This is a genomic window from Bradyrhizobium manausense (assembly GCF_001440035.1).
In the GTDB taxonomy this organism is placed as follows: Bacteria; Pseudomonadota; Alphaproteobacteria; order Rhizobiales; family Xanthobacteraceae; genus Bradyrhizobium; species Bradyrhizobium manausense.
The window spans coordinates 213798-238079 of sequence record NZ_LJYG01000108.1; the positions used below are offsets into that span (position 1 = coordinate 213798).

The window sequence follows — 24282 nt, forward strand, 5'->3', positions numbered from 1 at the left end:
GACCAAACCCCTGAAACAAGGCGGAAAAGCGATGTCCACGACTCGTGTGATCAAGGCCAATGGGATCGACCTCTTCATCCGCGAAGCCGCCGGCCAGGGACCGCTGGTTGTGCTGTGCCATGGCTGGCCGGAACTGTCCTATTCGTGGCGACATCAGATCCCGGCACTGGCGGCCGCCGGCTTTCACGTCGTGGCCCCCGACATGCGCGGCTTTGGCCAGAGCGCGGCGCCGCTGGACGTATCCGCCTATTCGATCTTTGATCTGGTGGGCGATGTCGTCGGCCTGGTCCAGGCGCTCGGCAAGGCCAGGGCGATGGTGGTCGGCCACGACTGGGGCGCGCCGGTCGCCTGGCATGCGGCCCTGTTCCGTCCGGATATCTTCACGGCCGTCGCAGGCCTGAGCGTGCCGCCGCCGTTCCGCGGACGCGGCAGGCCGCTCGAGCTGCTACGCCAGGGAGGCATCACCAACTTCTACTGGCAGTATTTCCAGTCGCCCGGTGTCGCCGAGGGCGAGTTCGAGCAGGACGTCGCCCGCACCATGCGGATCGTGCTCGGCGGCCGCGGTCTTGCCGACCCCAATGCCGCGATGTTCGTGCAGGAGGGCAAGGGCTTTCTCGGCCATGCGACCGCCGACGAGCCGCTACCGGCGTGGCTGAGCGAGGACGATCTTGCTCATTTCACCGAAAATTTCCGCAAGTCCGGCTTCCGCGGCGGGCTGAACTGGTATCGCAACATCGACCGCAATTGGGAGCTGACCGCGCCCTGGCAGGACGCGCAGATCCGCCAACCCTCGCTCTTCATCGCCGGCGCGCAGGATGCCGTCATCACCGGACTGATCGGTGCCAAGCGCGTCAACGAGCTGGAGCGCGTGCTACCCAATCTCACGCGAAAGATCATCATCGACGGCGCGGGCCATTGGGTGCAGCAGGAGCGGCCCGACGAGGTCAACGCCGCGCTGGTCAGATTCCTGCGCGAAGCGTCGTCACCCTCGGCGGCGCGCGATTAGTACAGGCCGCGGCCGGTCAGGATGCTGCGGGCCTCGGCTGCGCCGTCATCTGAGGCGGAAGGACCGCTGTCGGAGGCATAGCGGCCGTCCTGATCATAGGACACCTGGCGGACATTCTGGAGCGCCCGGCCCCGGCTGCGGCTCGAGGCCGACATCTCCGAGGTTGCGTTGATCGAGGCGACGTCCGCTGCGCTATTGCCAAGGCTATAGGGCCGCCCTTCCGGCATCGGGACTTCGCCCCTGATAGCACCGCGGTTCGACGAAGGCAGCTCGGGCACGAATGGCCGCGCCGAGGCGACCCGGACCATCGAGGGCGACGGCGCCGGCACGCCGGTGCGCAAGGTCGCCATCAGCTGGCGGTCATCCGAGCCTTCCAGCGGCGCCCGGCCGACATATTCGACGCGGACCCTGGCGACGCCATTGCCTTTGAATTCAAGCAGTTCGGCGGCTTTGTTCGAGACGTCGATGAGACGGTTGCCGTGATAGGGACCGCGGTCATTGACGCGCACGACCAGCGACTTGCCGTTGGAGAGATTGGTCACCCGCGCATAGGACGGCATCGGCAGGGTCGGATGGGCTGCCGTCAGCGAGCCCATGTCGAAGACTTCGCCGTTGGCGGTCAGACGGCCGTGGAAATCGTCGCCGTACCAGGACGCCGTGCCCTCGGCCCGGTAGTTGACGTCCTCCTCCGGCACGTACGTCCGGCCGGCGACGACGTAGGGCTTACCGACGCGATAGGTGCCGCCGCCTTTGGGCACGGGCTCGCCCCAGGCTACGACTCGCGGGCTCGACGACACGCCGTATTTGGGATCGACCCGGCTGGCGAACTTGTTGGACGAGGCGCAGTTGGCAAGCGCCAGGCAGGTGGCGACCGCCGCAACACATCGCGCGGCCCGCATCACCGAATCTGACCGTCGGATCCCCATTCGCCCCAAATACCATTTCGCCGGAGACGAACCCAACCCGCTTTCCTGCGGGGGTGCCCTGCGGACGTCAAACTCCGAGCGGCCCACCACCGTCCGGAGACGGTAACGATAACGCAACCCGAACACGGCGGAAATGGGGAGCGCACAACCTACGCACCGGGATGGTAAACAGGACGTTCGCAATTCTCCGTTCATCTACGGGGCGCGAGGACCGTGGCACCGGCTCGTCTGTGCCAGTCCCGCACAAGCTGTTGCGCCAAAAGCTCACTCCACCCCCGATATCGCTGGCTTCACCGGAATTCTTTTGACTGTGCAAGGCTGCCCGCGTTTTCTCGCGTGCAGGGGCGGGATTGGAATTTAACGATGATCGAGACGGTTTCGGCACTGATGGGTCTGGTAAGCGCAGGGATCTTCCTGGCCCATGCGTTTGAAGGCTACCGCACGAGGGCCTGAAGGCACTCGCGCGCGCGACATTGCACCACTTCTTCACAGCGGCACGTTCGGACAATTTTAATCAATTCGATCGAGCATCGAGGACGAGAGCAGCAGGTGTCCCATGCGCAAACATGACCTCGTATCCGATGGCTTTCTGGCATTGACCGCAGGCGGTCTGGTCCTGCTCTGCTCGAGCCTCGTGGCGCTGGCCTTCGGCTAATCCTGCAACCACCCTGCGGCATTTTCGGATTGCTGGGCCATGGCAGCGCAGCAGGCGCTGTGACCCGCTCCCATTTAGTTGATTGAATTTTCGTGTTCGGCGCCTCGACCAATTTCAAGAGGCCACCGCCAGCTAAGGTGACGAACATGCTCGCCGAGAAATTCATCCTGGTTCTGGAATCGCTGATCCGCGGCGGTCGGACCTATCCCGACGGAAGCCCCCGGGTCATCAGCACCTCTGCGCACGTCCCGGTGACGCTGCCAAAGCAGAAATAGCTGCGCTCCGCCACGCGCTCGCCCCGCTAGCGCAAGCCCAACGGAGAGCTGCGATAGAGGCTGTCGCGGGCTTCATTCGCGCAGACGAAGCTGCCGTCGAACCCCTGGCCATACAGCCTCTGTCCCTTGCGGTAGTAGACGCCCTTCTTGAAATCCAGCCACACCACCTTGTCGCCGGGGCAATGGCGCCGGGCCTGGTCCTCATAGCGAAACGGCGTCAACGGCGTCGCCGAGACGCCCGTAGCGCCCACGCCGAAGATGATCGCACTCGAAAGCGCGACATGACCTACGACCTTGCCAAAGCGGCTGCGCAGCACTGCCCACCTCCCCGTTTTCCACCTCTACGATAGCATGAGACGACGCGAGCTCCAGGAGCCGACCCGGGGGACCGTCTTTCTCCGGCCATCGGGGCGAGGTACATGGGAGCAGCGTCACCTCGATCATCGGACATTGCATGTCGGTAGAGCCCGAAACCACCACCGGTCCCCGCCCGCCCTCGCCGCGCCTCGGCCTGTTGCCGATGATCATCTTCGGGTCGCGCTGGCTGCAGCTGCCGCTCTATCTCGGGCTGATCGTGGCGCAATGCGTCTACATCGTACTGTTCCTGAAGGAGCTCTGGCACCTTTCCTCGCACGCGCTCGATCTCACCGAGCAGGAGATCATGATGAGCGTGCTGGCGCTAATCGACGTCGTGATGATCTCAAACCTGCTGGTGATGGTGATCGTCGGCGGCTACGAGACCTTCGTCTCCCGGCTCGACCTCCAGGGCCATCCCGACGAGCCGGAGTGGCTCGGCCACGTCAACGCCAGCGTGCTCAAGATCAAGCTCGCGATGGCGATTATCGGCATCTCCTCGATCGCGTTGCTGCGCACCTTCATCGAGGCCGGCAATCTCGGATCAAACCGCGCCAGCCTCACCGAGAACGGCGTGATGTGGCAGGTGCTGATTCACATCACTTTCGTCGCGTCGGCGATCGGCATCGCCTTCGTGGACAGGTTCAGCGATACGACCACGCGCAAACACCAGGAGTGAGGTGCTGGTCGACGTCAAGCCTGGCGCGAGGCGACTTCGAGCTGCCCGAGCGCCTGGTGCAGGCACTCCTGCATCTTCTGCGCAATCTGCTCGCGTGAAATGCCCTTCTCGGCGAGGTCGCTCGAGACCTTGTTGATGGTCTCGTCCATGGTCTGATTCGCCAGACCGTCGGTCACCAGCTTCGTCGCGTAAGCGGCGGCGGCATCGCCGCTGAGTCCGAGCTCGCCTGCGGCCCACAGCCCGAGCAGCTTGTTCGACCGGGCCGCAGCCTTGAACATGAGCTCCTCGTCATGGGCGAATTTGGCCTCAAAGCCCTGCTCGCGCTTGTCGAACGTGGTCATGGTCAGCTCCATTTGCGCTGTCACTGGGTGGGATCTGGATCGGGGAGCGAACGTCTCCGTGGTTCTGGTCATCTGAGGATCAATTGAATCTTCCGGCCGAAGGCGTTCGCCGTCAAGCGTCGCTTGCACCGGCAGGCAGCGTCAGGCCCGACCGGCCCGGCTGGCTAGACGATTTGCCGCATGGCCTCGGGGAGATCGAGAGCCGACGCGTGAACAGAGAGCTTCGGGAATTTCGACGGCTTGAGCGCCTGCGCCTTGCGTCCTTCGAGCCGGCGCTGAACCGGCGGCGCACAGCGGCCGCGGACTGTCAGGCCTTTGCTGCAGCCGCCTCGCGCGCCAGCCGCTCGGCCTTCAGCCGCTCGCGGTTGGCGTGAAACGCCTTCTGCGCCTCCTCATGGTCGCGCATGGCCTTCTCGGCCTCGATCCGGCGAGCCGCATCGCGGGCCTGGCGCTGTTCCGGTGTCAGGGGTTTGCGTCGGAAGGAAAGGTCTTCAGTCATGGCGAGGCAACGCGGCGCTGCGGAATAGGTTCCCATCGGACGCTGACCCGGTGCCGTTCCGAGCGAGCTCGTTTGCCAAAATGTCGAAAACAACCCCATGCACAGTAGCTCGCGCGGCTCTGCGGCGGGGCCTTTGGTCGGATCCACCGGGGTCCCTTCCGGGCCGAAGTCGGCGCAGCTGCCTGCTTGGTGGAACGCTGGAATCTATGCCGGCAACAGGCCCGCGGCGCGATAGCTCTCGATCACGCTGTCGAACAGGGCGATGTCCGCGCGGCTGCGCGCCATCAGCTGCGCGCCGGCGACGGCCGCGAAGATGGCGCGGGCGCGCGCCTGGCCCTGCTTCGGGCTGACAACCTTTGCGGCGGACAGGACCTTGGCCAGCCACGCCACGTTGACGTCGGCGAAAGCCTGCACCTCGGTCTTCACCGCATCCGGCAGGTCGTCATATTCGGCGGCCATGAAGCTGCACATGCAGATGCGGTTGTCCCGCGTCAGCGCGGTGCGAAACACTTGCGGATAACGGCTCAGGCTTTGCCTGGGATCACCGCTTTCGGCCAGCATCGCCTCGAGCTCTGCCGCGGTGTCCTCCCAATAACGCCGCGCCACTGCAGCACCGAGCTCAGCCTTGCTGGGAAAGTGGTGATAGATGCTGGCGGCCTTGATGCCGACCTCCGCGGCAAGGTCGCGAAAGTTCAGGCCGCCATAGCCATGGGCCTGCGCGGTGCGCCTGGCCGCCGCCAGGATCGCCTCTTTGGCATTCGCACTCATGGGTCCCTTCATCACCGATCCGTCAGCCTGCCAACTGACAGATAGGCATTGACCAGGTAAAGCACAAAGCTTAACGTCTACCTACCAAGTGACAGGTAGGTAACGAGGACACGCCGATGAAGATCTACGACTTTCCGACCGGCCCCTATCCCGCCCGCGTCCGCATCGCGCTGGCCGAGAAAAAGCTGCAGTCCCGCGTCGAATTCGTGCTCGTCAATCTGCGCAAGGGTGAGCACAAGCGGCCCGACTTCATCGCCAGCAAGAACTATTCGGGCACCCTGCCCGTGCTCGAGCTCGACGACGGCACGCTGATCGCCGAGTGCACGGCCATCACCGAATATCTGGACGCGCTCGACGGCGCGCCCACCCTCACCGGCACGACGCCGCGCGAAAAGGGCGTGATCCACATGATGAGCAAGCGCGCGGAGCTGGAGCTGCTCGACGCCATCAGCGTCTACTTCCATCACGCCACGCCCGGGCTCGGACCTCAGGTCGAGATCTACCAGAACAGGGAATGGGGCCTGCGCCAGCGCGACAGGGCGATCAAGGGGATGCACTATTTCGATTCGGTGTTGCGGCAGCAGCCCTTCGTTGCCGGCGAGGCCTTCTCGATGGCCGACATCACCGTGATCGGCGGGTTGATCTTCGCGAAGCTCGTCCAGCTGCCGGTGCCCGGCGAATGCGAGGCACTGTCCGCCTGGTACACAAGGATGCAGGCGCGGCCGAGCGTCCGGGATCAGCTGGCGCTGGTGCCGCCGCCGCGGGACGCCGCGGCTTAGACCTGGCACGCTGGCTCTGCGCGTGAGGACGCTATTTTGAGTTCAAGGTGGTGACCGGCCGCCAAACGGTCGGCTTATTCTCCAGGAGCTCGCTGCAACGCGCGAGCATTGCCTTCGCCGGAATATCTTGCGGCTGATCCAACAGCACCGTCTCGAAATCAACGATGGCGCCCTCGAGATCGCCGCTTCGATATTTGGCAAGACCGTGCTCGTAGCGCGCGATCCACGTTGGGGCCTGGCGCTCTGCGTCAGCCCTCCCTGCGAGGCCGATCAATTCATGGACAACGATCCCCTCTTCGCGGCCATAGACTGCGATGCTGTCGATCTCGCGTGTGATGATGGCACCACGGGCAAGGCGCTCGGTTGCCTCGCCGATCAAAATTTGCGTGCCATAGCTCTTGTTGGCGCTTTCCAGGCGGCTTGCCACGTTCACGGCGTCGCCAATCACGGTGTAGTTCAGCCGCAGCTCGGAGCCGATATTGCCGACCAGCATGCGGCCGGAATTGATGCCGATGCGGATCTGCAGGGGATGGCCGAGATCGTCGGTGAGGCCGGACTCCGCGATGGCGCGGCGGATGCCGAGCGCGGCGCGGCAGCAGCGCTCCGCATGATCGGCTTNCTTGTGGCTGCGGCGCGCCCCAGAACGCCATCACGGCATCACCGATGAACTTGTCGATCGTCCCGCCATTGGCGACGACGACTTCCGAGGCAAGGTCGAGATAGCGCGACAGCAAGGGCACGACGCGGTCGCCCATACGCTCCGAAAGGCCGGTAAAGCCGGCCACGTCCACGAACATCACGCTCAATTCCTGGATCGCGCCACCGGGCTTTGCCTCGACGCCCTGGCGCAACAGCGCCCGGACGAGATCGGCCGGGATGAATTTACGGAACGCCGAAAGGCCGGCGGCCATCTCCGCGATCGCGCCCGACAAGCTTGCAATCTCCTTCAGTCGCGAGGGATGACGGCGCACCAACTCCAGCGCAAAGGTTTCGACATGGCGGATCTCGCCGACGACGCGGGAGAGCGGGGCTGCGATCACCGTGCGGGCGAGCAAGGCGGACGCGAGAGCCGCAAGCACTGCGCCGACAGCGAGGCCGAGGATCAGGCGCCGTAACGTCGTCTCGACCGGACCGAGAAACTCGGCCTCCGGAATGATGGTTGCGAGCCGCCAGCCGGGAAACGGCAGCGGCGTGAGTGCGAATTCATAGGCGGCACCGTCTGAGGTGAGCCGGCTACGCCAGCTTTCCTTGCCGCCGCCGGCCTGGGCCAGCGCCTTCTGCGCCAGCGGCAGCAACTTCTGGTCACCGTGTGCGGGATGCAATTCATCGGCGTCCTTGTCGGGCGCGGCGACCAGTTCGCCGCTGCCATCGAAGATGAAAGCTGTTCCGGTGCGCCCGACCTCGAGCTGGGCAAGGAAGCGCGCCAGGCGGGTGTATTCGATCATGATGGCCAGCACGCCCTGGCGCTCCTGATAGACGTCGATCGGACCTGCAAAGGCGATCGACGGACGCTCCCCGATCGGATGGTCCGTGACCTTGAACCATGCGGGCTCTTCGGCCTTCAGTCCGGTCTTGAACCAGGTGCGATCGGCAACATGGAAATCGGTCGGCTCGAAACGGCGGTTGGCAAATTCGATATCGCCGGGCACGACATCGTATTCGTCGATGCGGCGCTGGCCGGCATGATCGGTGAGCGAGATCTCCATCATCTCCATGCGGCCGTCGCCGAGCTTGTGGGCGGCAAAGAACGCGCCGTCGGGCCAGCCAAACGCGACCCAGGAGATCGTCGCCTGCGATTGCAGTTGAGACAGAAACACGAATTCGCGCTTGTCGGCCTCACGGGTATCGAGGACGTTTTGCAGAAAAAGTGTGCGGATCGCGGTGTGCGCCGCGCGCGCTTCGTCGACGATCGCGCCGACTTCCTTGCGAACGGCGGCGACGATTTGCTCATTGATGGTCGAGGCAAGTTGCCGGCTGGTCGCCTCCGCCGTGCGCCACCACAGGAGGCTGGACAAGGCCGCAGTCAAGAGGATCGCGGTCAAAACCAGCGCCGACACGGCGAGACGGATGCTGACCGACAACCGCCGCAGCGCCTGGCCTGATGTCACGCGTCCGTGGCTGGCGTCCATGACTTGATCCGGCGGGTTGACGAGGCGAACTGCTAACCTTCTTCGCAGGCCCGCAGCCGTTCGTTACGTCTCGCAGATGCCAGCAGTCCCGGCCAATGCGCGCCGGCTAAGGTCTCCATAGAGACTAGGCATTGGAACTATCTCCCCACCTGCCGCTAATTCGCCGCCCAAGCGCACGACATCGTGCGCGTCACCAACTGTCTCACCAACTCGTGAGCAGCCTTTCCGGTAACGCCGGCTGCGGCGAGGACGAACGAGACCCTGGGCCCAATGCCCTACTCCAGAGGAGAGATCTCATGTCTGCCAAGACCACCATCAGTTCGCTCGTACTCGCCGGCGCCGTCTCCACCGCACTCGCAACCCTCGCCTCCGCCGCTCCCCTGACCAAGGCCGAGGCCGACGCTGCGATCGCAGCCAAGAAGGAAAAGTGCTTCGGCGTGGCGCTGAAGGGCCAGAACGATTGCGCCGCCGGACCGGGCACGACCTGCCAGGGTACTTCGACCGCCGATTTCCAGGGCAACGCCTGGAAATTCGTGCAGGGCGGCACCTGCGCCAGCATCGAGCTGCCTGGCGGCAAGAAAGGCTCGCTCAAGCCGGTCTGAGGCGAGGCGGCACTAATGCAAACAGCGCGGAGGAGCGACATGGACGCAACGATCAGCCCCCGGACGTCTGCGGCCGTCCCCCTCCGCTTTTCGCCTCCCCTCGGCGGCGTCGCCGGAACGAGCTTCAAGCCCGAGCATCTCACCGCAATTCTCGACGAGGGTCCGCAACGCGGCTTCTTCGAAGTCCACGCCGAGAATTACATGGGCGCGGGTGGACCGCCGCACCGGATGCTGGAGCGGCTGCGGCGCGATCATCCGCTTTCGCTGCACGGCGTCTGCATGTCGATCGGCGGACCTACGCCGCTCGACCGCGCCCATCTGGCACGTTTTCGCGGCCTCGTCGCGCGCTATCAGCCCGCCCTCGTCTCCGAGCATCTGGCATGGTCGACACACGAGACCAGCTTCTTCAACGATCTCCTGCCGTTGCCCTACAACAAGGCGACGCTCACTCACGTCTGTGCCCATATCGACGAGGTGCAGGAGGCAATTCGGCGACCTATCCTGCTGGAAAACCCGTCGACATACGTGGCATTTCGTAACTCCACGATGTGCGAAACCGACTTCATCCGCTCCGTCGCCGAGCGTACCGGCTGCGGCCTGCTGCTCGACGTCAACAATGTCTTCGTGTCCGCGGCCAACCACTGCTTCTCGGCACTGCAATATCTCGCCGACTTCCCCTTGGCGCGCGTCGGCGAAATTCACCTTGCCGGCCACGCCGAGCAGCGCGACGAAGGCGAGCTGTTGCTGATCGACAGCCATGACGGTCCGGTCGCGGACGCAGTCTGGAAGCTGTTCGAGGTCGTGATCGGGCGCTGCGGGCCCGTTCCGACGCTGATCGAATGGGACAGCAACATTCCCGATTGGCCGGTCCTGAAGGCCGAGGCCGCGGCGGCACAGACGATCCTGGATCGTCATGTCAGGAGGCTTCGTCATGCAGCCTGAACCGCACGCCTCCTACGCGGCCGCGTTCGCGCCTGCCTTGCTCGATCCTGTCCGCGAGGTCCCCAGCATCGTGACCGGGCCGTGCGGCAAGCCGGCGGTCACGTGCTACAACGTCTATCGCAACAACGTCACGGTCAGCCTGATCGACGCGCTCGCCTCGATCTACCCGGCCGTGCAGCGCCTGACGGGTGCAGAGTTTTTCCGCGCCATGGCGCGTTTCCATGTCCGAGAAACCCCGCCGAACTCCCCGTTGCTGTTCGACTACGGCCGCGATTTTCCCGCCTTCATCGAACGCTATGAACACGCTCAATCGCTGCCTTGGCTCGCCGATGTCGCCCGGATCGAGCGGGCGTGGCTCGACGCCTATCACGCCGCCGACAGCGCACTGCTTTTGCCATCCGCATTGGCCACCATCGCGCCCGATCGTCTTGCCGGCCTCGTCTTCACGTTGCATCCGGCGACGCGCGTGGTGCGCTCGTCTTACGCGGCGGTGACCATCTTTGCCGCCAACCGTGGCACCGAGTCTGCCGACGACAGCATCGACGCATCCTTACCAGAAGATGCCCTGATCACGCGGCCGGACGTCGACGTCGTGGTGCAACTGCTCCCGCCCGGCGGTGCGGTCTTCCTGACTTGCCTGATGTCGGGATGCATGCTGGCAGAAGCCGCCGCTGCGGCGCTGGAGGAGGCACCCGACTTCGATCTCGCCACCAACATCGCCGGCCTGTTCGAGGCGGGCGCCTTCGCCTCGCTGACGTCTGGAGACGCAAGATGATCTCGGAACAACGTATCGCGCCTGCAACTGCCCTGCCCTCCATCGGCGTGCTCGTCGACAGGGCCAATGGTCTTGTCCAGGCGATCGCGACACCATCCATGGTGCAGCTCGCACTGCGCCTGGCATTGGCGGTCCCGTTCTGGCGTTCGGGCATCCTCAAATGGACCGGCTTCTTCAAATTGAGCGACGTTGCGGTGACGCTCTTCACCGATGAATTCATGCTGCATCTGCCCGGCGGCCCCTATCATTACCCGAGCCCCGCGACGATGGCCTTCCTGTCCGGCTGCGGCGAGATCATGTTTCCGGTCCTGCTCGTGCTCGGCCTCGGCACCCGCTTTGCCGCGCTCGGGCTCCTGTTCATGACCATCATTGTCGAGCTCACCGTGCCCGACGGCTGGCCGGTCCACATCACCTGGGCGGCAATGGCGCTCGGCATCATGGCCTATGGACCGGGACGCATCTCGCTCGATCATTTGCTTTGCCGGTTCGTGATGCGTCACGACAGATAGCGCGGAGACGCCCCTCAACCTACGCATCCATACCAAACGAGAGGACGTCCGTGGTCACATCACCACGGACGTCCTCTCGTCAGGGTAAGCGCCAATTATCCGATGGCCTTGCTCATTCGGCTGCCATCGGCATCATCTCCTGCTGGTCATGCAGGATCACGCCCGCCAGAGGGTCGAACTCGCCTTCCCAAGGCCTGCTTGCCAGCGCCGCCTGGGTATGTGCGTAGCCAGCCTCCCAGCGCCTCATGATGCCGGACGGGCTGAAGTCGATATCCTTGGTGTGCGTCTCGTGATCGAGTTGCGGGGCGAGCAGACGCACCACGTGCATCCGGGTCGGACAGCCATAGCTCATCAGTTCGCGGGCAACAGGATTGCCGCGTTCGTGCTCGGGGAGCCTCGCGGCCAACTGGTTGATGACATGACGCAAACGATGCGCCTGCTGCTGGCGCGTGATCTGGCTGGCGATACGGCTGGAGTACTGGACGTCCTTGTGGCGGTTCAGCACCTCGGCCATTGTGCTAGGCTCGGCGCCCACGGGATTCCAGAGGTGCACGGCGAAGATCAGCGAGTTCTTGCGCGGGTTGTCGTCGAACACCGCTTCCGTCGGCGTGTTGGAGAGGATGCCACCGTCCCAGTAGAGCTCGCCATCGATACGCACGGCCGGAAACGCCGGCGGCAGCGCACCTGACGCCATCACGTGCTTCACCGTCAGCTCACCATCGCGGCTGTCGAAATAGCGCATCTGGCTCGAGCGTACATGGGCCGCGCCCACGGTGAGCCGCGGCGTGCAGCGATTGACCAGGCTGAAGTCGACGAGCTCGTTCAGCGTCTTCTCGAGCGGCGCGGTCGAATAGAAGCCTGCGTGGTCAGCACCCAGCGGATAGGAATCGCCGGCATGCGCCAGCGGATTGGGCCGGAAGAAGCCCGGAATGCCGCTGGTGATGGTCGACCAATAGGAGAGCTTTTCGTTGAAGCCGGGGAATGCGGTGCGGAAGCTCCAGGCCGGGCTCTGCTCCATCCGCTTCCAAAATACCTTCAGCCGCTCAAGCCGATGCCGCGGCTCATTGCCAGCGATCAGGCTGGCATTGATCGCACCGATCGAGGTGCCGATGATCCAGTCCGGCTCGATGCCGGCCTCATGCAGGGCCTGGTAGACGCCGGCCTGGTAGGAGCCGAGCGCGCCGCCGCCCTGCAGCACCAGCACGACCTGGCCCGGCAGGTCCTTTGAATTGCCTTGCATGCCGTTCATGTCTCGCTCCTGAGGGGCTTCCAATCGCTGGATATTCGTCAGCCGTCGCGGTTTGTTACGCCTGTTCATGTCAATGCGCGGTCCAGCCGCCATCGACCGGCAGTGCAATGCCGGTGATCGAGCCCGCGGCCTCGGTCGAGAGAAACACCGTGAGAGCGCCGAGCTCTTCCACCGTGGTGAAGCGCTTGTTCGGCTGCTGGGCGAGCAGGACGTCGCGGATCACCTGGTCGCGGGAGATACCATGCGCCTTGGCCTGCCCATCGATCTGCGCCTCGACCAGCGGGGTATAGACATAGCCGGGACAGATCGCGTTGCAGGTGATGGCTTCCTCGGCGGTCTCCAGCGCCGTCACCTTGGTCAGCCCGACGATGCCATGCTTGGCGGCAACATAAGCCGCCTTGAAGGGGGACGCGATCAGGCCATGCGTCGAGGAGACGTTGATGATGCGACCGAACCCGTTCCGGCGCATCGCCGGCAGTGCGAGCCGCGTGGTGTGGAAGGCGGACGACAAGTTGATTGCGAGGATCTGGTCCCACTTTTCGACCGGAAACGCCTCCAACGGCGCAACGTGCTGGATGCCGGCATTGTTGACAAGGATGTCGAGCCGACCGGACTGTGCAACGGTCGCCGCGATCATTTCGGCGATCGAATTCGGCCGGGTCATGTCGGCCGGCGAAAAGCTCGCCTTGACGCTGAACTCGGCCGCGATCTGCTCGCGGACCTTGCCGATCTCCGCGGCGCCGCCGAGCCCGTTCAGGACAACATCGGCCCCTTCAGCCGCGAGCGCCCTGATGATGCCGAGCCCGATGCCGCTGGTCGAACCCGTCACCAGGGCGACCTTACCGGCGAGTGTTCGTGCGGTCTGAGACGCTTGCGGCTTGAGGGGAATATTCATGGCTGATCCTCCAATGACGACGGGGCGGCCTCCTGACCGGACCCTTGACTGATGCGAATTGTGAGCGATGGCCGCAAGAAGCGGAAATGCCGGATGGCTTCCGAAACGATACGCGTCCGCTATCGGACGCGGGATGTCATTCTACGTCCCGATCGGCTAAGTTCCGTCCCGATCCTGCTGGGAGCCGATCCATGGAAATGCACCAGGTCCGCTATTTCCTCGCGGTAGCGCAACTGCTGAACTTCACGCGCGCCGCCGAGGAATGCAACGTGACGCAGCCCTCGCTGACGCGGGCCATCAAGCAGCTCGAGGCCGAGCTTGGTGGTGACCTGTTTCGCCGCGAGCGGCCGGCCGCACAGCTGACTGAGCTCGGCCAACGGATGCATCCGCTGTTGAAGCAGTGCTACGAGGCCGCCGCCGGCGCACGCTCGCTCGCTTCCTCTTTCAAGAGCGGCGAAGTCGGTGCGCTGCGCGTTGCGCTGACCCATGCCATCGATCTTTCCCTGCTGATTCCACACCTCAACCAGATCAGGCGGCAGTTCAACCGGCTCGAATTCCGCTTCTTGCGTGGCTCGAGCCGCGAGGTCGCGGATTATCTCAAGAAAGGTGAAGCCGAGCTCGGCATTGCCGCCGAGATCGACGGGACCTGGGAGCGGCTCGACGTCTGGCCGCTATTCACCGAGAATTTCGACCTCGTGATCGCAAAAGACCACCGGCTTGCGAGCCAGAGCACGATCGAATTCGACGATCTGCGCGCCGAGCAAATGTTGAGCCGAAACTATTGCGAGCATGCCAGCCGGATCTCGTCGAGCTTGCGCGAGCACGGCATCGACGTCGATCACGGCCATGAGATCTCCTGCGAGCGCGACCTTCTCGAGCTCGTCGAGGCCGACATCGGCATCGCAATGGTGCCGCGCACATCACCGCTGCCCGAAAATCTCAAGCGTGCCGCGGTGAGCGGCCTCGACGCACGCCGCACCGTTAACCTCTACGGCGTCGCCGGCCGTCAGCGGACGGCTGTGGCCAACGCGGTGATGCGGATGCTGCGCGGCGCGGATTGGCGGGCGATTGCGGGCTGAGCTTGCCCTCCTGTCGCTAAGGGACTTTGCGACGGCAAACCTTAATTCTCCCGGCTCGCGCTCTCCAGCGCGGCGAGCAAATCGTCGATCTCCATGCGCTTGCGAAAATCGGGATCGACGAAGCGCGCCTTGACGAGGCCGTCTCGACCGACCACGAAGACAGCCGGGATCGGTAGCATCCAGCCGTCATTGCCGTGGAATCTGGCCATGTCCTGGTAGGACAATAACCGCTGGATTTCGGTGCCGAGCCAGATCGCCAGATTGAGCGACAGCGCATAGCCGTTGTCGAGGTCGGTGAGCACTGGAAACGGCACGCCCGACTCCGCAATGAACTTTTCGGTATATTCCTGCGTCTCCGGCATGATCGCGACGATCTGCGCGCCCATCGCACGGATCCGATCCTGCGCCTGGATCACGGCGCGGACGTTCAACCGGCAGTAGGGACACCAGTGCCCGCGAAAGAACATCACGGCCACAGGCCCGCGCGCAAGCAATGATGGCAGCCCAACGAGTTGCCCCCGATCGTCGGGCAACATGAAGGGCGGCATCACCTCGCCCGGACGCGGCGCGTTCTCGCCGCCCCCGTTCTGGCTCAATCGGTCCACCAGGCGATCGACCGCCTCCCCGTAAGCGGGGAATATCTCGCGGCCGGCCTCCGCATAGGCACGAAGCTGCTCGTTCAGCGTGCCCTCCATGTCGCGGCAGCGTTGAAAGGCAAGTTTGAGCCGTTCGGCATCGGCGGGGGTCAACGACGTCATCTTCCGCTCCGGCACGTGGTGCGAGGGACATTATTTTGCGTTCTGGCCACCCTGCAAGGGGGCATTGCCATCCGACGCCAGATCGTCGGCCGGTAGAAATGCCATTCCACGATTGGTTCGATAGCCGCTGCCTATCGCGCCGCGATAGCGCGGGGCTATCGCGTCGAGAGCGAGACGGCATTTCATTCAGCGCGCGTCTTCGGCGAGCCTGACGCCATTGCCAATGACCATCGCGGTTGCGGCCAACAACGGAGACGATCCATGATCACGCATTCGAGACTGTCGCTTACCCTCTTGCCCGCCGTCGCTTTGGCCGGCGCGGTCATGTTCGCGATCCAACCCGCCTCTGCCGGCGAATGCCCGGCCGACAAGATGAAGCCGAATGCCCGGCAGATGGTCGATTACAAGCCCGTCGGCGTCACCGACGTCACGCTCGGCTCGATCGACCTCGAGAAGCAGCCGGCCAACATCAGGGATCGCGAGCTGCGCTTTCGCAAGCTGACGATCGAACCCGGCGGCATCGTGCCCTGGCACAGCCATGACGACCGTCCGGCATTGATTTTCGTGCAGCAGGGCGAGATCGTCGAATACGCCTCCAACTGCGTCGATCCGATCGTGCACAAGGCCGGCGATATCAGGCCTGAAGTCTTCGGGACCTCGCACTGGTGGAAGAACCTCGGCAAGCAGACCGTCATTCTCTATGTCGGCGACGTCCGCAAGGATCAGCACGACCACAATATGTAGCGAGTGCATCAAGCCCCTGCCCTCGTTACTGGATGTGGCGCCCGGAATTCCCCATGCTGCCCCGCGTGCCGGGCGTCACATCGTCCTTCTCGTCAGGAGATGCAGTGTCATGACTGATTTGTCCGCCCGCATCAGACCGACCACCATGACGATGCATGGACCCTCGCCGGGCGTCGCCTTCCGCTCGCTCGTCATCGGCTTGACCGCATTCCTGACGGTCGTCGATCTCTTTGCGACGCAGGCGATCCTGCCGTCCCTCACACGCCATTACGGGGTGACGCCGGCGGCGATGGGCTTTGCGGTCAACGCCTCCACCTTTGGCATGGCCATCTCAAGCCTCGTCGTCGGCTTCTTCAGCCCTCATATCGACCGGCGGCTTGGCATTCTTCTCAGTCTCACGCTGCTGGCCATCCCGACCAGTCTGCTTGCGGTGGCGCCCAACCTCGCTGTCTTCACGGGTCTCCGTATCGCGCAAGGCCTGTGCATGGCATCGGCGTTCGCGCTGACGCTCGCTCATCTCGGCGAACAATGCAGCGCGATGGATGCCGGCGGGGCCTTTGCTGCCTACATCACGGGAAATGTCGCAAGCAATCTGATCGGGCGACTGATCTCGGCCGCGGTCGCCGACAGCCTTGGGCTGTCCTGGAATTTCTACTTCTTTGCCGCACTCAATCTGGCCGGCGCTGCTCTGGTCTACTTCACCATCAATCGCGTCCAGCCAATGCATGTGATGTCCACGGCCGCCTCGCCGCTTGCCGCCATGTTCGCGCACTGGCGCAATGAACGGCTGCGCGCGGCCTTCGGCATCGGCTTTTGCATCCTGTTCGCCTTCATCGGCACCTTCACCTTCGTGAATTTCGTCCTGGTGCGGCCGCCACTCTCGCTCGGCATGATGGACCTTGGCCTCGTCTATCTCGTCTTCCTGCCCTCGATCGTCACCACTCTTTTGGCCGGCAAGGTCGCCACGCGCATCGGGACACGGCCGGCGATCTGGGGCGCGCTCGCCCTCGCGGCGCTTGGCGTGCTTTTGATGCTGCGCCCGCATCTTGCCGAGGTGCTCACCGGCATGGTCCTGGTCGGCGTCGGGACGTTCTTCGCTCAAGCCGTAGCGACCAGCTTCGTCGGGCAGGTCGCGACCGAAGACCGCGGCGTTGCCAGCGGCACCTACCTGGCCTGCTATTTCCTTGGAGGTTTGACCGGTACCGCGGCGCTCGGACAGATCTTTGACCTGATGGGATGGACCGCGTGCGCGATCGGCGTCGCGGTTGCCCTCGGTTCAGCGGCGCTTTTGACGCTCAAGTTGAGGATCGCCTGAGGCCAACCTCATGGCACGCGCGATGCGGCTCACCTCAGCGAGATCGTGATCTCGCTGATATTGGCCGCAAGCTCGAGCCCGGCCTTTGGGCCCTGCAGCACGATGGTGACGCCCTTCTCGTTGCGGAGCTGAACGCCATTGACGCCGCCGAGCAGCGCAAAGCCGCCGCCGACCGAGCTGTAGGTGCCGGCGAAGTCGCTGACGTCGCTTATATCAGAGGCCCAGCCATCGAAGCGACCGACCGTGGCGCCGGCCGTGATGCCGAGGCTCAGGCCGGTGATTTTGAATGGATAGGTCTTGCCGCGATAGGTCAGCACACCGCGGCCGACGCCGCCACCGACCAGCAGGCCGGCCTTGACGATCTTGACCCTGACATGGCCGGCCGCCTGGGCAAAGGACGGCGTCGCCGGCGCTGCCAGCCCGATCGCGAGCAGGAGGACCGCGATCAGACGGAACGCGCGACGGCGGACGGCGCTGCGCCATTCAGGGTTTTGCGGCATCGACCTTCTTCCAGGTCTGATCGGGATCGAACAGCGTGGTGCGCGCGGCGATGAACTCGGTGCGGTTGCCGAGATCCTTCTGGTAGACGGTGCCGGCATGATTGACCAGGAAGGTCATCACGCCGGAATTGCCATATTCGGCGGGCCAGGCGATCAGGGCGAAGCCGCCGATCATCTTGCCCTTGACGACATAGTTGAGCGCACCACCCGGCGCATCGCGTCCCTGCCCCTTGAGGATGCGGAAGTAGTAGCCGTGATAGGGCGCGGGTCCGACGTCGCTTGCCTCATAGCCTTCCTTCGAGGCCGCTGCCGCGAAAGGTCCGAGCGGGCTCGGATCGCTGTCGTCACGCCAGAACAGCCCGTCCTTCTTGCCGGGCGACGAGACGAAGCGCTGGGCGTAGACGCCGACGCCCTCGCCGCGGTCCTTGTCCGCGTATTCATTCTGCGCATCGACATAGGCGAGCGCAGTCTGGATCGCGTCGAGCTCGTTGCGGCCGATGCGCCGGCGAAGCACCTCGATGCGGCCCTCGTCCGTATCGAATTCCCAGCCGTTCCTGGTGTTGACCAGGGGAATCGGGAACGGGAAATCATCCGGTCCCAGCAACAAGGTCGCGGTCTTGTTGCCCTCCGTCTTGATGCCATGCTTGGCGTCATACATCGACGAGAAGCGTGCCCGGATGTCCTTGTCGGCGACCTCGTCGCCTGACGAGACGATGTCCTCGGCTGCCCGGCCCAGCACTTTCAGGATGTCTTTCGGGCCCACCTTGACTGCGTCGGCAAGTGCTGCGGCAGCGTCCTCCGGGGACTTGTAGGATTCCTGCGCTGATGACGGCGAGGCGAACAGTGCGAGCACGACCACGCCCGGCATGATCGCACGATGGAACCATGTCGCGCCGTTCATGGCATCACCTCCGCAGGGATTTTCGCGCCGCCGGCGAGCCAGTCGCGGTAGGTGCGGAATGTCAGCCCGAGCTTTTCGTAGTAGACCCTCAGATAACCATCGCTGCCGCGGGTCACCGCGTCGGGCATCACCTGCTCGACCTCCTGCGCCATCACGCCGACATAGGCCTTGGCGCTGCCGATATAGCTGAAGCGATAATAGCCGAGCCCGTTCGAGAGATGGCCGAGCAGGACGATGTCGTGCTTGAGCGCGAGATCGGAACGCCGGCCACCGCCGCCGCCTCCACGACCTCCTCCGCCTCCGAAGCCGCCGCCTCCACCGCGCGCGGCCATTCCTCCGCCACCGCGCCCGGCCATGCTCGGCCCGCCACCGCCGCCGCGCGGCATGCTCGCCATGCTCGCGCGTCCCCGTGCCGATGCCGCGGCTGCCGACCGGCCGGACGAGACGTTCATGGCGCCGCCGCGATTGCCACCAACGCCGCCGCCGGCTCGGTTGGCTGCCTTGGCGCGGTCGCCACCGCCTTTGTTGCCGCCCTTGTTGCCACCCTTGGCACGATCACCGGCGCCGGCACGATCACCACCGCCAGGCCGATCGCGCGTCCCTGCGCTGGCACGATCGCCTGCACCCGGACGATCTCCGCGATTGCCGGCACCGCCGCGATCACCGGCGCCGCCACGATCGCCGGCGCGATCACCAGCCCGATCGCCTGCCCGATCACCGACACGGTCGCCTGCACGGTCGCCCGCGCCGCCCTGACCGGGACGCAGCACCTGGTTGCCGTCGCGGCCGCGAAAATCCATGCGGTCCGACGCGCCGGCCCTGATATTGTTGTTGCCGAAGCGCTGCTGGACGTTGACGTTGTTGTAACGCACGCCGCCGCGATGCGCCGGATTGTGCTGCCAGCCGTTGCCGATGTTGGTGGTGCGATGATTGACGTAGACGTTGCGGTTACCCCAATTGCAGCCGCCGCCCCAGTAATTGCCCCAGCGCCCGATCGCCCAGGCGGTGCCGAAAGCGATGCCGGCTGCGACCACGCCCGCACCGATATAGGAGGGGTAGCCCCAATAGTACGGCGGATATTCCGCATAGGGCCAGGTGCCGTAGACCGTCGCCGGATCGTAATACGGCACATACATCGTCGCAGGGTCCGCCTGCTGGATGACGACGACCTGCTTGCCTTCCTGCGACTGGACGCTGACCTTCTGTTGCTTGGTGGTGACCAGCTTCTTGTTGTCGTAGGCCTTGTTGCGCAGACGCTGGATTGCATCCATCACGTCGGGCTGCTGGGCGAGAAAGGCGTCGCCGAGCTTCTGGGTCCATTCCAGCTTGTCGCTCATCATGGCAAGAACATCGGCGGTGCTGGCGAGCGCCTTGACGCTGTCGTCCCAGCTCTGCTTGTCGACCTGCGTCTTCAGCGCGTCGCCCTTGAGGTTCTTGTTATCCTTCAGCCAGCGATCGGCCTGCACCACTTCGAGCGGATAGGTCGATGCCGCCAGCACGTTGGCCAGCAGTTCGTCGGGATAGAGCGCGATCGGCGCGACCAGCGCCTCGAGCTGCTCTGGTTTCAACAGCTCGGCGGCAGCGGCCGGTGGCGTTGCGGGCTGCGTCTGCGCAGCCGGTGCAGCCGGCGTAGTAGCTTGAGCCATTGCCGCGGCAGGAACCGCCATTACCAGCGCAAGCGCCATCAGGATCTTGCCGCAGCGAAACATCACGACCTCCACGAAGCTTTCCGCCCGCGACCATCGGGCCGGGGCATCGGCGTTTGTTGATCGAGATCAACGAAACGGAGCCTCCGCGCTGTTGCGACGCGACAGACAATTGGATCCGGATGCCGGTGATCAGCGGAGGAGTGGCAGGCGGATGGTGAACCGTGCCCCGCCCGCCGGCTGGTTCGTTGCGCCGATCGTGCCCTGGTGGGCCTCGACGATGGTTTTCGCGATCGCAAGCCCCATGCCCATGCCTTGAGGCTTGGTGGTGAAGAAGGGATCGAACACATTGGCGAGATCGGGGGCCGTCACCCCCGGCCCGGTATCGACGACATTGACCTCGGCCTCCCGAGCGGCGCGTGCGGTCCAGACGCGGACCTCACGCTTGCCGGTGTTCGCATCGGAGATCGCGTCCATCGCATTGATAATCAGGTTGAGAACGACCTGCTGAAGCTGGATGGGATCGCCCTTGACGTGCAGATCGATCAACACCGGCGTGTAGGTCAGCGTGATCCGGCGTCCATCGGCAACGGCCCTGGCCAGGCCAACCGCTTCCCGGACCGTGTCGTTGAGCTCGATATCCTTGATCTCGAACGGCGTCTTCTTCAGGACACTGCGCAGCCGGCGGATCACCTCGCTTGCCCGCTGATCGTCCCGCCTGATATCGGCGAGGATCAGCCGGATCTCGTCGATATCGGGGGAATTGCCCTGGAGCATGAGCTCGGCCGTCTCGGTGTTGGTCAGGATCGAGCCCAGCGGCTGATTGAGCTCATGCGCGATCGAGGTCGTCAATTCGCCGACGGCCGAATAGCGGTTGGCGTGGGCAAGCTCGGCAAGCCGCTGGCGCGATTCGATCTCTGCGCCCCGGCGGCGATGACGCTCATGCAACAATCCACTGATCAAGCCGCCCTGCACCAGGATGATGGCGGCGATCAGCAGCATCTGCCAGCGATAGCGCTCCCACACGGTCGGCTCGCGAAACAGAATTTCGCTGTCGGGAGGCAGACTGCTTTCACTGATGCCCCAGCGCTGCAATTCGCGCCAGTCGTATTTCGGCCGCCCGAATTGGATCGGCTCGTACCTGATGGCAGACGGCTTCTCGCCTCCGAGGACGCGTATCACGGCATCGACCGTCGTTCGGCTGATCTCCGCCGTGAGCTGCATCGGGCCGCCAACGGTGCTGCCGCCGAAGAAGGGGTCCTGATAAGAGAAAATCGGCGCGTTGGCGACCGCGCGCAGGCTGCGCAGGGCGAGGTCTCCCTCGTGGACGATGCCGGCGGCATCAACCGACATTTGTCCCCAGAACAGCACGGCATGGGGCGGAAGCCCGGCCGCGCGCTTGAGGATCGCCTCGAACGGCAGGTCAGAATACCAGACGAGCTCGAGACGATTTCCCAGCGGCTTCAAATCCTGCTTCAACTGGTCGGTCCAGAATTTCTCAAGCGGCGATGCTCCGATCACAATGGCCGCGGTTTTTGTGTCCGGCAGGACGTGCAGGATGCTTTCAAACACCGCCATGAAATCGAGACGGGCCGACACAACGGCGTCGTTGTCGGTGAGCTCAAGGCGGTCCACCAGCCGCTCCTCGACCACGGCCAGCACCATCGGCGTATCGGGAAACAGCTTCGCGCGATATCGCTGCGCGAACCGCGCCGCCGGAGCACCAATGCTCAACACGATGTCGGGCGGCGCGCCCTCGTAGAGCGAATGCAGATACTCGACGAAGGGCGCTTCCGGACCAGGATTGTTGAAACGCGCGCTGAGCAGCGTGTGTTCCTGGATGTCGAGCGGCCAGGGCGATCGCTGCTCGAGCCCGGCCTTGATGCTTCGCGCATACTCGCTCCAGGGGCGGAATTCGCGCCCGAAGGAATGCAGTATGAGCACACGCTTGAGTTCGCCGCGCGCGCTGGGCTCGGCGGCATCGGCGCGGCCGGAGAGAACGGCCAGCAACAGACTGAGCCAGAGCCAAACCGGCCCCAGCTTGACCGACATCCGGGATTTGCGCCCGCTCATCTCGCCTCCGCCGGCGGCCTTTTCCGGCCGCTTCTGACTCATAATTCTAGCGGGAGACGCACCGGCGTGACAGACCTAAGCGACCTGGTTCCGCCCCTCAATGACCGCTCAGGACCAGCGTCTTGATCGGCATCAGCAAGGCCTGGATGCGCAGCAGCAGCGCATGCACGAGGCCGACGCCATCGACGACGTGGAGCGCGATGGCCCGGCTGGTGCTGGTATGCGCCGCGGAAATTTCCTCGTGATTGCTGGTATAGGCATTGACAATGCAGCTGCTGCCCGGCGTTACGCCGTCGAGACCATTCTTGTAGAGCGGCTCGAGGAACGCGAGGATCGTGCCAGGTTTGGGACCGTTCTGGGCTTCAATCAATTGCTGGCCACCCGCGAACTGACCGGCCGCGATATAGTCCTGCACTGACGTGATGACCATGGGAATGATCACCCAGGGCTTGGAGATGCAGCTCGCTTCCGCAACCATGCCTTCCTTCAAGACGCCCGCCTCGATTTGGCCGAAGCCAGCCTGAAGCGCGGTCTTGCCCGCGCCCTCGGGAACGAGAATGCCGGCCGGTCGCATGATCTGCGCGACGAGGTCGCCGGGACGAAGAAAGAATTGCTCGACGCGACCGTCGACGCCTGCCCGGATCGTGGTCTTGTCCAGATCGACTTGGGCCTGATCAAGCGCGGCTGCGGCACTGGCCTTCTGCGCCGGCAGCAAAATTGAGACCTGCAGGCTTGCGGACTCTTTCGCGGCGGTCGCGGCGTCAACGCCGGATTGACGCTGATCGACCAGCACCTGCAGCTTTTCGATGTCGCGTTGCGGAACAATGCCGGGATTGCGGCGCTGCAGGTCGCTCTTGACGTCGAGTTCATCCTTTGCCTGCTGAAGATTGGCTTTCGCCTCGCCAATTTGCGCTTCTGCCTTGACTACGTCGGCCTGCGCCGTCTGCATCGCTGCGTCGACCTCGGCAACCTTCCGCCTGGCAGTTTCGAACGCAGCCCGCTGCTTGGAGCTGTCCAACGTGAACAGCACGTCGCCCTTCTTCACGGCCTGGCTGAAACTGACTTTCACGTCCTCTACGCGTCCCGATCCCTCAGGCAGGATCGGCACGGTTCGATAGTAAAGCGTCGCCGAGTCCGTCGCCGGGTGGAAATAGAAGATCATCGTGATCAGCGAGATCGTCAGCATCAGGCAGCCGGTGATGCCCCAGCGCAGCTCATACCAGACCGAGAAGAACGTGATCTCCTTGCCGAAGCGCTTGCCCTGGCCATAGCGGCGATAAAGATAATCAGGCACGATCGTGAGGAGCGAGCAGAACATGAGCTCAAACATGGCTGTGCTCCTTCTCCTTGGCGGGAACCGGCGTTTCGGCCGGCGGCGGTGCTTCAGCTGGTTCGTTCGCTTCTCCCGGTGCCGCGTCGGCAATTTTCTCGACCGAGTCAGCGATGCTGCGCAGCGGCGTTCCAAAGTCGGGAATATCGATCAACGCCAGCAGCAGGCCGGCGATCCAGAAGATGTGCATATGGGTGAACAGCGAGATCAGGCCCAGCACGGCAACGAACTCGAATTGCAGTTTCTGCGACTTGTGCGCCATCCGCTCGGGAAGGCTATGCAGCCTCCAATAAAGCGTGCCGACCCACAGCACGGTTCCGACCAGGAATATGCCCATTACCACCATCAGCGTGTCGGTCCCGCTCCCCGGCGCGAGATAGAACGGTAGATGGTGCGGAGCCATCGGATGGAGCTGATCGTTCAATTGCCTCTCCCGGTCAAACGCCTTGGACGGCACTGTGTTCGGCCAGCCTCCCAGATTGCTTGATTTGAATCAAGGGAACGCCTCACGCCGGACCTAGCGTTGGTCAACGCTGTTCGAACATCACAGGGA

Annotated in this window: 26 protein-coding genes and 1 pseudogene; 11 read left to right on the top strand and 16 right to left on the bottom strand. The window is 64.2% G+C overall.

Annotated elements, in window-relative coordinates; all coding sequences use genetic code 11:
- The first annotated feature begins 31 nt into the window (after positions 1–31).
- On the top strand, positions 32–1006 hold the full coding sequence (locus tag AOQ71_RS31005) for an alpha/beta fold hydrolase (protein WP_057755067.1): 975 nt from the start codon (positions 32–34) through the stop codon (positions 1004–1006).
- Here the strand turns inward: AOQ71_RS31005 and AOQ71_RS31010 are convergent.
- Positions 1003–1905 (bottom strand): septal ring lytic transglycosylase RlpA family protein, encoded by a 903-nt coding sequence (locus tag AOQ71_RS31010; RefSeq protein ID WP_057755071.1) that lies wholly within the window; start codon positions 1903–1905, stop codon positions 1003–1005. The genes AOQ71_RS31005 and AOQ71_RS31010 overlap by 4 nt on opposite strands.
- Before the next feature lie 828 nt (positions 1906–2733).
- Here AOQ71_RS31010 and AOQ71_RS49830 point away from each other — a divergent pair.
- On the top strand, positions 2734–2862 hold the full coding sequence (locus AOQ71_RS49830; protein WP_271597404.1) for a hypothetical protein: 129 nt from the start codon (positions 2734–2736) through the stop codon (positions 2860–2862).
- Positions 2863–2888: 26 nt separating this feature from the next.
- On the opposite strand, the gene AOQ71_RS31020 is transcribed toward AOQ71_RS49830, so the two are convergent.
- Positions 2889–3179, bottom strand: a complete 291-nt coding sequence (locus AOQ71_RS31020) for a hypothetical protein (protein ID WP_057755077.1) — start codon at positions 3177–3179, stop codon at positions 2889–2891.
- A 137-nt stretch (positions 3180–3316) separates the two neighbouring features.
- Between AOQ71_RS31020 and AOQ71_RS31025 the strand changes: the two genes are divergently transcribed.
- Positions 3317–3895, top strand: coding sequence for a TIGR00645 family protein (locus tag AOQ71_RS31025; protein ID WP_057755080.1), 579 nt, complete (start codon positions 3317–3319; stop codon positions 3893–3895).
- A gap of 14 nt (positions 3896–3909) precedes the next feature.
- On the opposite strand, the gene AOQ71_RS31030 is transcribed toward AOQ71_RS31025, so the two are convergent.
- From AOQ71_RS31030 to AOQ71_RS31040, 3 genes are all read right to left on the bottom strand, one after another.
- A complete protein-coding gene (locus AOQ71_RS31030) occupies positions 3910–4236 on the bottom strand; it encodes a DUF1476 domain-containing protein (protein WP_057756665.1) in 327 nt (108 codons plus the stop codon).
- A gap of 307 nt (positions 4237–4543) precedes the next feature.
- On the bottom strand, positions 4544–4735 hold the full coding sequence (locus AOQ71_RS31035) for a hypothetical protein (RefSeq protein ID WP_057756667.1): 192 nt from the start codon (positions 4733–4735) through the stop codon (positions 4544–4546).
- Between the two features lie 204 nt (positions 4736–4939).
- On the bottom strand, positions 4940–5503 hold the full coding sequence (locus AOQ71_RS31040; RefSeq protein ID WP_057755084.1) for a TetR/AcrR family transcriptional regulator: 564 nt from the start codon (positions 5501–5503) through the stop codon (positions 4940–4942).
- Between the two features lie 116 nt (positions 5504–5619).
- Between AOQ71_RS31040 and AOQ71_RS31045 the strand changes: the two genes are divergently transcribed.
- On the top strand, positions 5620–6282 hold the full coding sequence (locus AOQ71_RS31045; protein WP_057755087.1) for a glutathione S-transferase: 663 nt from the start codon (positions 5620–5622) through the stop codon (positions 6280–6282).
- Positions 6283–6313: 31 nt separating this feature from the next.
- Here AOQ71_RS31045 and AOQ71_RS48875 read toward each other — a convergent pair whose 3' ends face one another.
- The gene (locus AOQ71_RS48875; protein ID WP_430648670.1) at positions 6314–6859 is read right to left on the bottom strand and encodes an adenylate/guanylate cyclase domain-containing protein; all 546 of its coding nucleotides are present in this window, start codon (positions 6857–6859) and stop codon (positions 6314–6316) included.
- A 42-nt stretch (positions 6860–6901) separates the two neighbouring features.
- Positions 6902–8411: pseudogene (locus tag AOQ71_RS31050) on the bottom strand (adenylate/guanylate cyclase domain-containing protein); the annotation flags it as partial.
- A 296-nt stretch (positions 8412–8707) separates the two neighbouring features.
- Here AOQ71_RS31050 and AOQ71_RS31055 point away from each other — a divergent pair.
- The 4 genes from AOQ71_RS31055 to AOQ71_RS31070 are packed head-to-tail and all read left to right on the top strand — an operon-like array spanning position 8708 to position 11239.
- Entirely contained in the window at positions 8708–9013 is a 306-nt protein-coding gene (locus AOQ71_RS31055) for a BufA1 family periplasmic bufferin-type metallophore (RefSeq protein WP_057755090.1), read from the top strand.
- Between the two features lie 39 nt (positions 9014–9052).
- Entirely contained in the window at positions 9053–9955 is a 903-nt protein-coding gene (bufB, locus tag AOQ71_RS31060) for an MNIO family bufferin maturase (protein ID WP_057755092.1), read from the top strand.
- Positions 9945–10730 carry an HvfC/BufC N-terminal domain-containing protein gene (locus AOQ71_RS31065; protein ID WP_057755094.1) on the top strand — a complete coding sequence of 262 codons (786 nt, stop codon included), beginning with the start codon at positions 9945–9947 and terminating at the stop codon, positions 10728–10730. The genes bufB and AOQ71_RS31065 overlap by 11 nt, the downstream gene beginning before the upstream one ends.
- Entirely contained in the window at positions 10727–11239 is a 513-nt protein-coding gene (locus AOQ71_RS31070; protein WP_057755096.1) for a DoxX family protein, read from the top strand. The genes AOQ71_RS31065 and AOQ71_RS31070 overlap by 4 nt, the downstream gene beginning before the upstream one ends.
- A gap of 112 nt (positions 11240–11351) precedes the next feature.
- Here AOQ71_RS31070 and AOQ71_RS31075 read toward each other — a convergent pair whose 3' ends face one another.
- Together AOQ71_RS31075 and AOQ71_RS31080 are read right to left on the bottom strand one after the other, a co-directional pair.
- Positions 11352–12488 carry a patatin-like phospholipase family protein gene (locus tag AOQ71_RS31075; protein WP_057755099.1) on the bottom strand — a complete coding sequence of 379 codons (1137 nt, stop codon included), beginning with the start codon at positions 12486–12488 and terminating at the stop codon, positions 11352–11354.
- Positions 12489–12558: 70 nt separating this feature from the next.
- Positions 12559–13383 carry a 3-hydroxybutyrate dehydrogenase gene (locus AOQ71_RS31080; RefSeq protein WP_057755103.1) on the bottom strand — a complete coding sequence of 275 codons (825 nt, stop codon included), beginning with the start codon at positions 13381–13383 and terminating at the stop codon, positions 12559–12561.
- Positions 13384–13574: 191 nt separating this feature from the next.
- Here AOQ71_RS31080 and AOQ71_RS31085 point away from each other — a divergent pair, with 191 nt between their 5' ends.
- Complete coding sequence (locus AOQ71_RS31085; RefSeq protein WP_057755106.1) at positions 13575–14462, top strand: LysR family transcriptional regulator; 888 nt, start codon at positions 13575–13577, stop codon at positions 14460–14462.
- Between the two features lie 41 nt (positions 14463–14503).
- On the opposite strand, the gene AOQ71_RS31090 is transcribed toward AOQ71_RS31085, so the two are convergent.
- On the bottom strand, positions 14504–15220 hold the full coding sequence (locus AOQ71_RS31090; protein ID WP_057756669.1) for a peroxiredoxin-like family protein: 717 nt from the start codon (positions 15218–15220) through the stop codon (positions 14504–14506).
- 261 nt (positions 15221–15481) lie between these two features.
- Here AOQ71_RS31090 and AOQ71_RS31095 point away from each other — a divergent pair, with 261 nt between their 5' ends.
- Together AOQ71_RS31095 and AOQ71_RS31100 are read left to right on the top strand one after the other, a co-directional pair.
- On the top strand, positions 15482–15964 hold the full coding sequence (locus tag AOQ71_RS31095) for a cupin domain-containing protein (protein WP_057755109.1): 483 nt from the start codon (positions 15482–15484) through the stop codon (positions 15962–15964).
- A 109-nt stretch (positions 15965–16073) separates the two neighbouring features.
- Positions 16074–17279, top strand: a complete 1206-nt coding sequence (locus AOQ71_RS31100) for an MFS transporter (protein ID WP_057755111.1) — start codon at positions 16074–16076, stop codon at positions 17277–17279.
- A gap of 29 nt (positions 17280–17308) precedes the next feature.
- Here the strand turns inward: AOQ71_RS31100 and AOQ71_RS31105 are convergent, their stop codons facing one another.
- The 6 genes from AOQ71_RS31105 to AOQ71_RS31130 form a co-directional block, all read right to left on the bottom strand.
- Complete coding sequence (locus tag AOQ71_RS31105; protein WP_057755114.1) at positions 17309–17779, bottom strand: hypothetical protein; 471 nt, start codon at positions 17777–17779, stop codon at positions 17309–17311.
- Positions 17763–18680 carry a DUF2950 domain-containing protein gene (locus tag AOQ71_RS31110; RefSeq protein ID WP_057755117.1) on the bottom strand — a complete coding sequence of 306 codons (918 nt, stop codon included), beginning with the start codon at positions 18678–18680 and terminating at the stop codon, positions 17763–17765. Before AOQ71_RS31110 ends, AOQ71_RS31105 begins: the two co-directional genes overlap by 17 nt.
- Positions 18677–20389, bottom strand: coding sequence for a DUF3300 domain-containing protein (locus tag AOQ71_RS31115; RefSeq protein ID WP_057756671.1), 1713 nt, complete (start codon positions 20387–20389; stop codon positions 18677–18679). Before AOQ71_RS31115 ends, AOQ71_RS31110 begins: the two co-directional genes overlap by 4 nt.
- Before the next feature lie 129 nt (positions 20390–20518).
- Positions 20519–22399 (bottom strand): sensor histidine kinase, encoded by a 1881-nt coding sequence (locus AOQ71_RS31120; RefSeq protein WP_057756674.1) that lies wholly within the window; start codon positions 22397–22399, stop codon positions 20519–20521.
- A gap of 97 nt (positions 22400–22496) precedes the next feature.
- Positions 22497–23729, bottom strand: coding sequence for an HlyD family secretion protein (locus AOQ71_RS31125; RefSeq protein ID WP_057755120.1), 1233 nt, complete (start codon positions 23727–23729; stop codon positions 22497–22499).
- Positions 23722–24132, bottom strand: a complete 411-nt coding sequence (locus AOQ71_RS31130) for a hypothetical protein (RefSeq protein ID WP_057756676.1) — start codon at positions 24130–24132, stop codon at positions 23722–23724. The genes AOQ71_RS31125 and AOQ71_RS31130 overlap by 8 nt, the downstream gene beginning before the upstream one ends.
- Between the last annotated feature and the right edge of the window lie 150 nt (positions 24133–24282).

Coding starts and splice junctions, on each gene's coding strand:
- AOQ71_RS31005 (WP_057755067.1), top strand. CDS start 32: ATGTCCACGACTCGTGTGATCAAGGCCAATGGGATCGACCTCTTCATC.
- AOQ71_RS31010 (WP_057755071.1), bottom strand. CDS start 1,905: ATGCGGGCCGCGCGATGTGTTGCGGCGGTCGCCACCTGCCTGGCGCTT.
- AOQ71_RS49830 (WP_271597404.1), top strand. CDS start 2,734: ATGCTCGCCGAGAAATTCATCCTGGTTCTGGAATCGCTGATCCGCGGC.
- AOQ71_RS31025 (WP_057755080.1), top strand. CDS start 3,317: ATGTCGGTAGAGCCCGAAACCACCACCGGTCCCCGCCCGCCCTCGCCG.
- AOQ71_RS31030 (WP_057756665.1), bottom strand. CDS start 4,236: ATGACCACGTTCGACAAGCGCGAGCAGGGCTTTGAGGCCAAATTCGCC.
- AOQ71_RS31035 (WP_057756667.1), bottom strand. CDS start 4,735: ATGACTGAAGACCTTTCCTTCCGACGCAAACCCCTGACACCGGAACAG.
- AOQ71_RS31040 (WP_057755084.1), bottom strand. CDS start 5,503: ATGAGTGCGAATGCCAAAGAGGCGATCCTGGCGGCGGCCAGGCGCACC.
- AOQ71_RS31045 (WP_057755087.1), top strand. CDS start 5,620: ATGAAGATCTACGACTTTCCGACCGGCCCCTATCCCGCCCGCGTCCGC.
- AOQ71_RS31055 (WP_057755090.1), top strand. CDS start 8,708: ATGTCTGCCAAGACCACCATCAGTTCGCTCGTACTCGCCGGCGCCGTC.
- bufB (WP_057755092.1), top strand. CDS start 9,053: ATGGACGCAACGATCAGCCCCCGGACGTCTGCGGCCGTCCCCCTCCGC.
- AOQ71_RS31065 (WP_057755094.1), top strand. CDS start 9,945: ATGCAGCCTGAACCGCACGCCTCCTACGCGGCCGCGTTCGCGCCTGCC.
- AOQ71_RS31070 (WP_057755096.1), top strand. CDS start 10,727: ATGATCTCGGAACAACGTATCGCGCCTGCAACTGCCCTGCCCTCCATC.
- AOQ71_RS31075 (WP_057755099.1), bottom strand. CDS start 12,488: ATGAACGGCATGCAAGGCAATTCAAAGGACCTGCCGGGCCAGGTCGTG.
- AOQ71_RS31080 (WP_057755103.1), bottom strand. CDS start 13,383: ATGAATATTCCCCTCAAGCCGCAAGCGTCTCAGACCGCACGAACACTC.
- AOQ71_RS31085 (WP_057755106.1), top strand. CDS start 13,575: ATGGAAATGCACCAGGTCCGCTATTTCCTCGCGGTAGCGCAACTGCTG.
- AOQ71_RS31090 (WP_057756669.1), bottom strand. CDS start 15,220: ATGACGTCGTTGACCCCCGCCGATGCCGAACGGCTCAAACTTGCCTTT.
- AOQ71_RS31095 (WP_057755109.1), top strand. CDS start 15,482: ATGATCACGCATTCGAGACTGTCGCTTACCCTCTTGCCCGCCGTCGCT.
- AOQ71_RS31100 (WP_057755111.1), top strand. CDS start 16,074: ATGACTGATTTGTCCGCCCGCATCAGACCGACCACCATGACGATGCAT.
- AOQ71_RS31105 (WP_057755114.1), bottom strand. CDS start 17,779: ATGCCGCAAAACCCTGAATGGCGCAGCGCCGTCCGCCGTCGCGCGTTC.
- AOQ71_RS31110 (WP_057755117.1), bottom strand. CDS start 18,680: ATGAACGGCGCGACATGGTTCCATCGTGCGATCATGCCGGGCGTGGTC.
- AOQ71_RS31115 (WP_057756671.1), bottom strand. CDS start 20,389: ATGTTTCGCTGCGGCAAGATCCTGATGGCGCTTGCGCTGGTAATGGCG.
- AOQ71_RS31120 (WP_057756674.1), bottom strand. CDS start 22,399: ATGAGCGGGCGCAAATCCCGGATGTCGGTCAAGCTGGGGCCGGTTTGG.
- AOQ71_RS31125 (WP_057755120.1), bottom strand. CDS start 23,729: ATGTTTGAGCTCATGTTCTGCTCGCTCCTCACGATCGTGCCTGATTAT.
- AOQ71_RS31130 (WP_057756676.1), bottom strand. CDS start 24,132: ATGGCTCCGCACCATCTACCGTTCTATCTCGCGCCGGGGAGCGGGACC.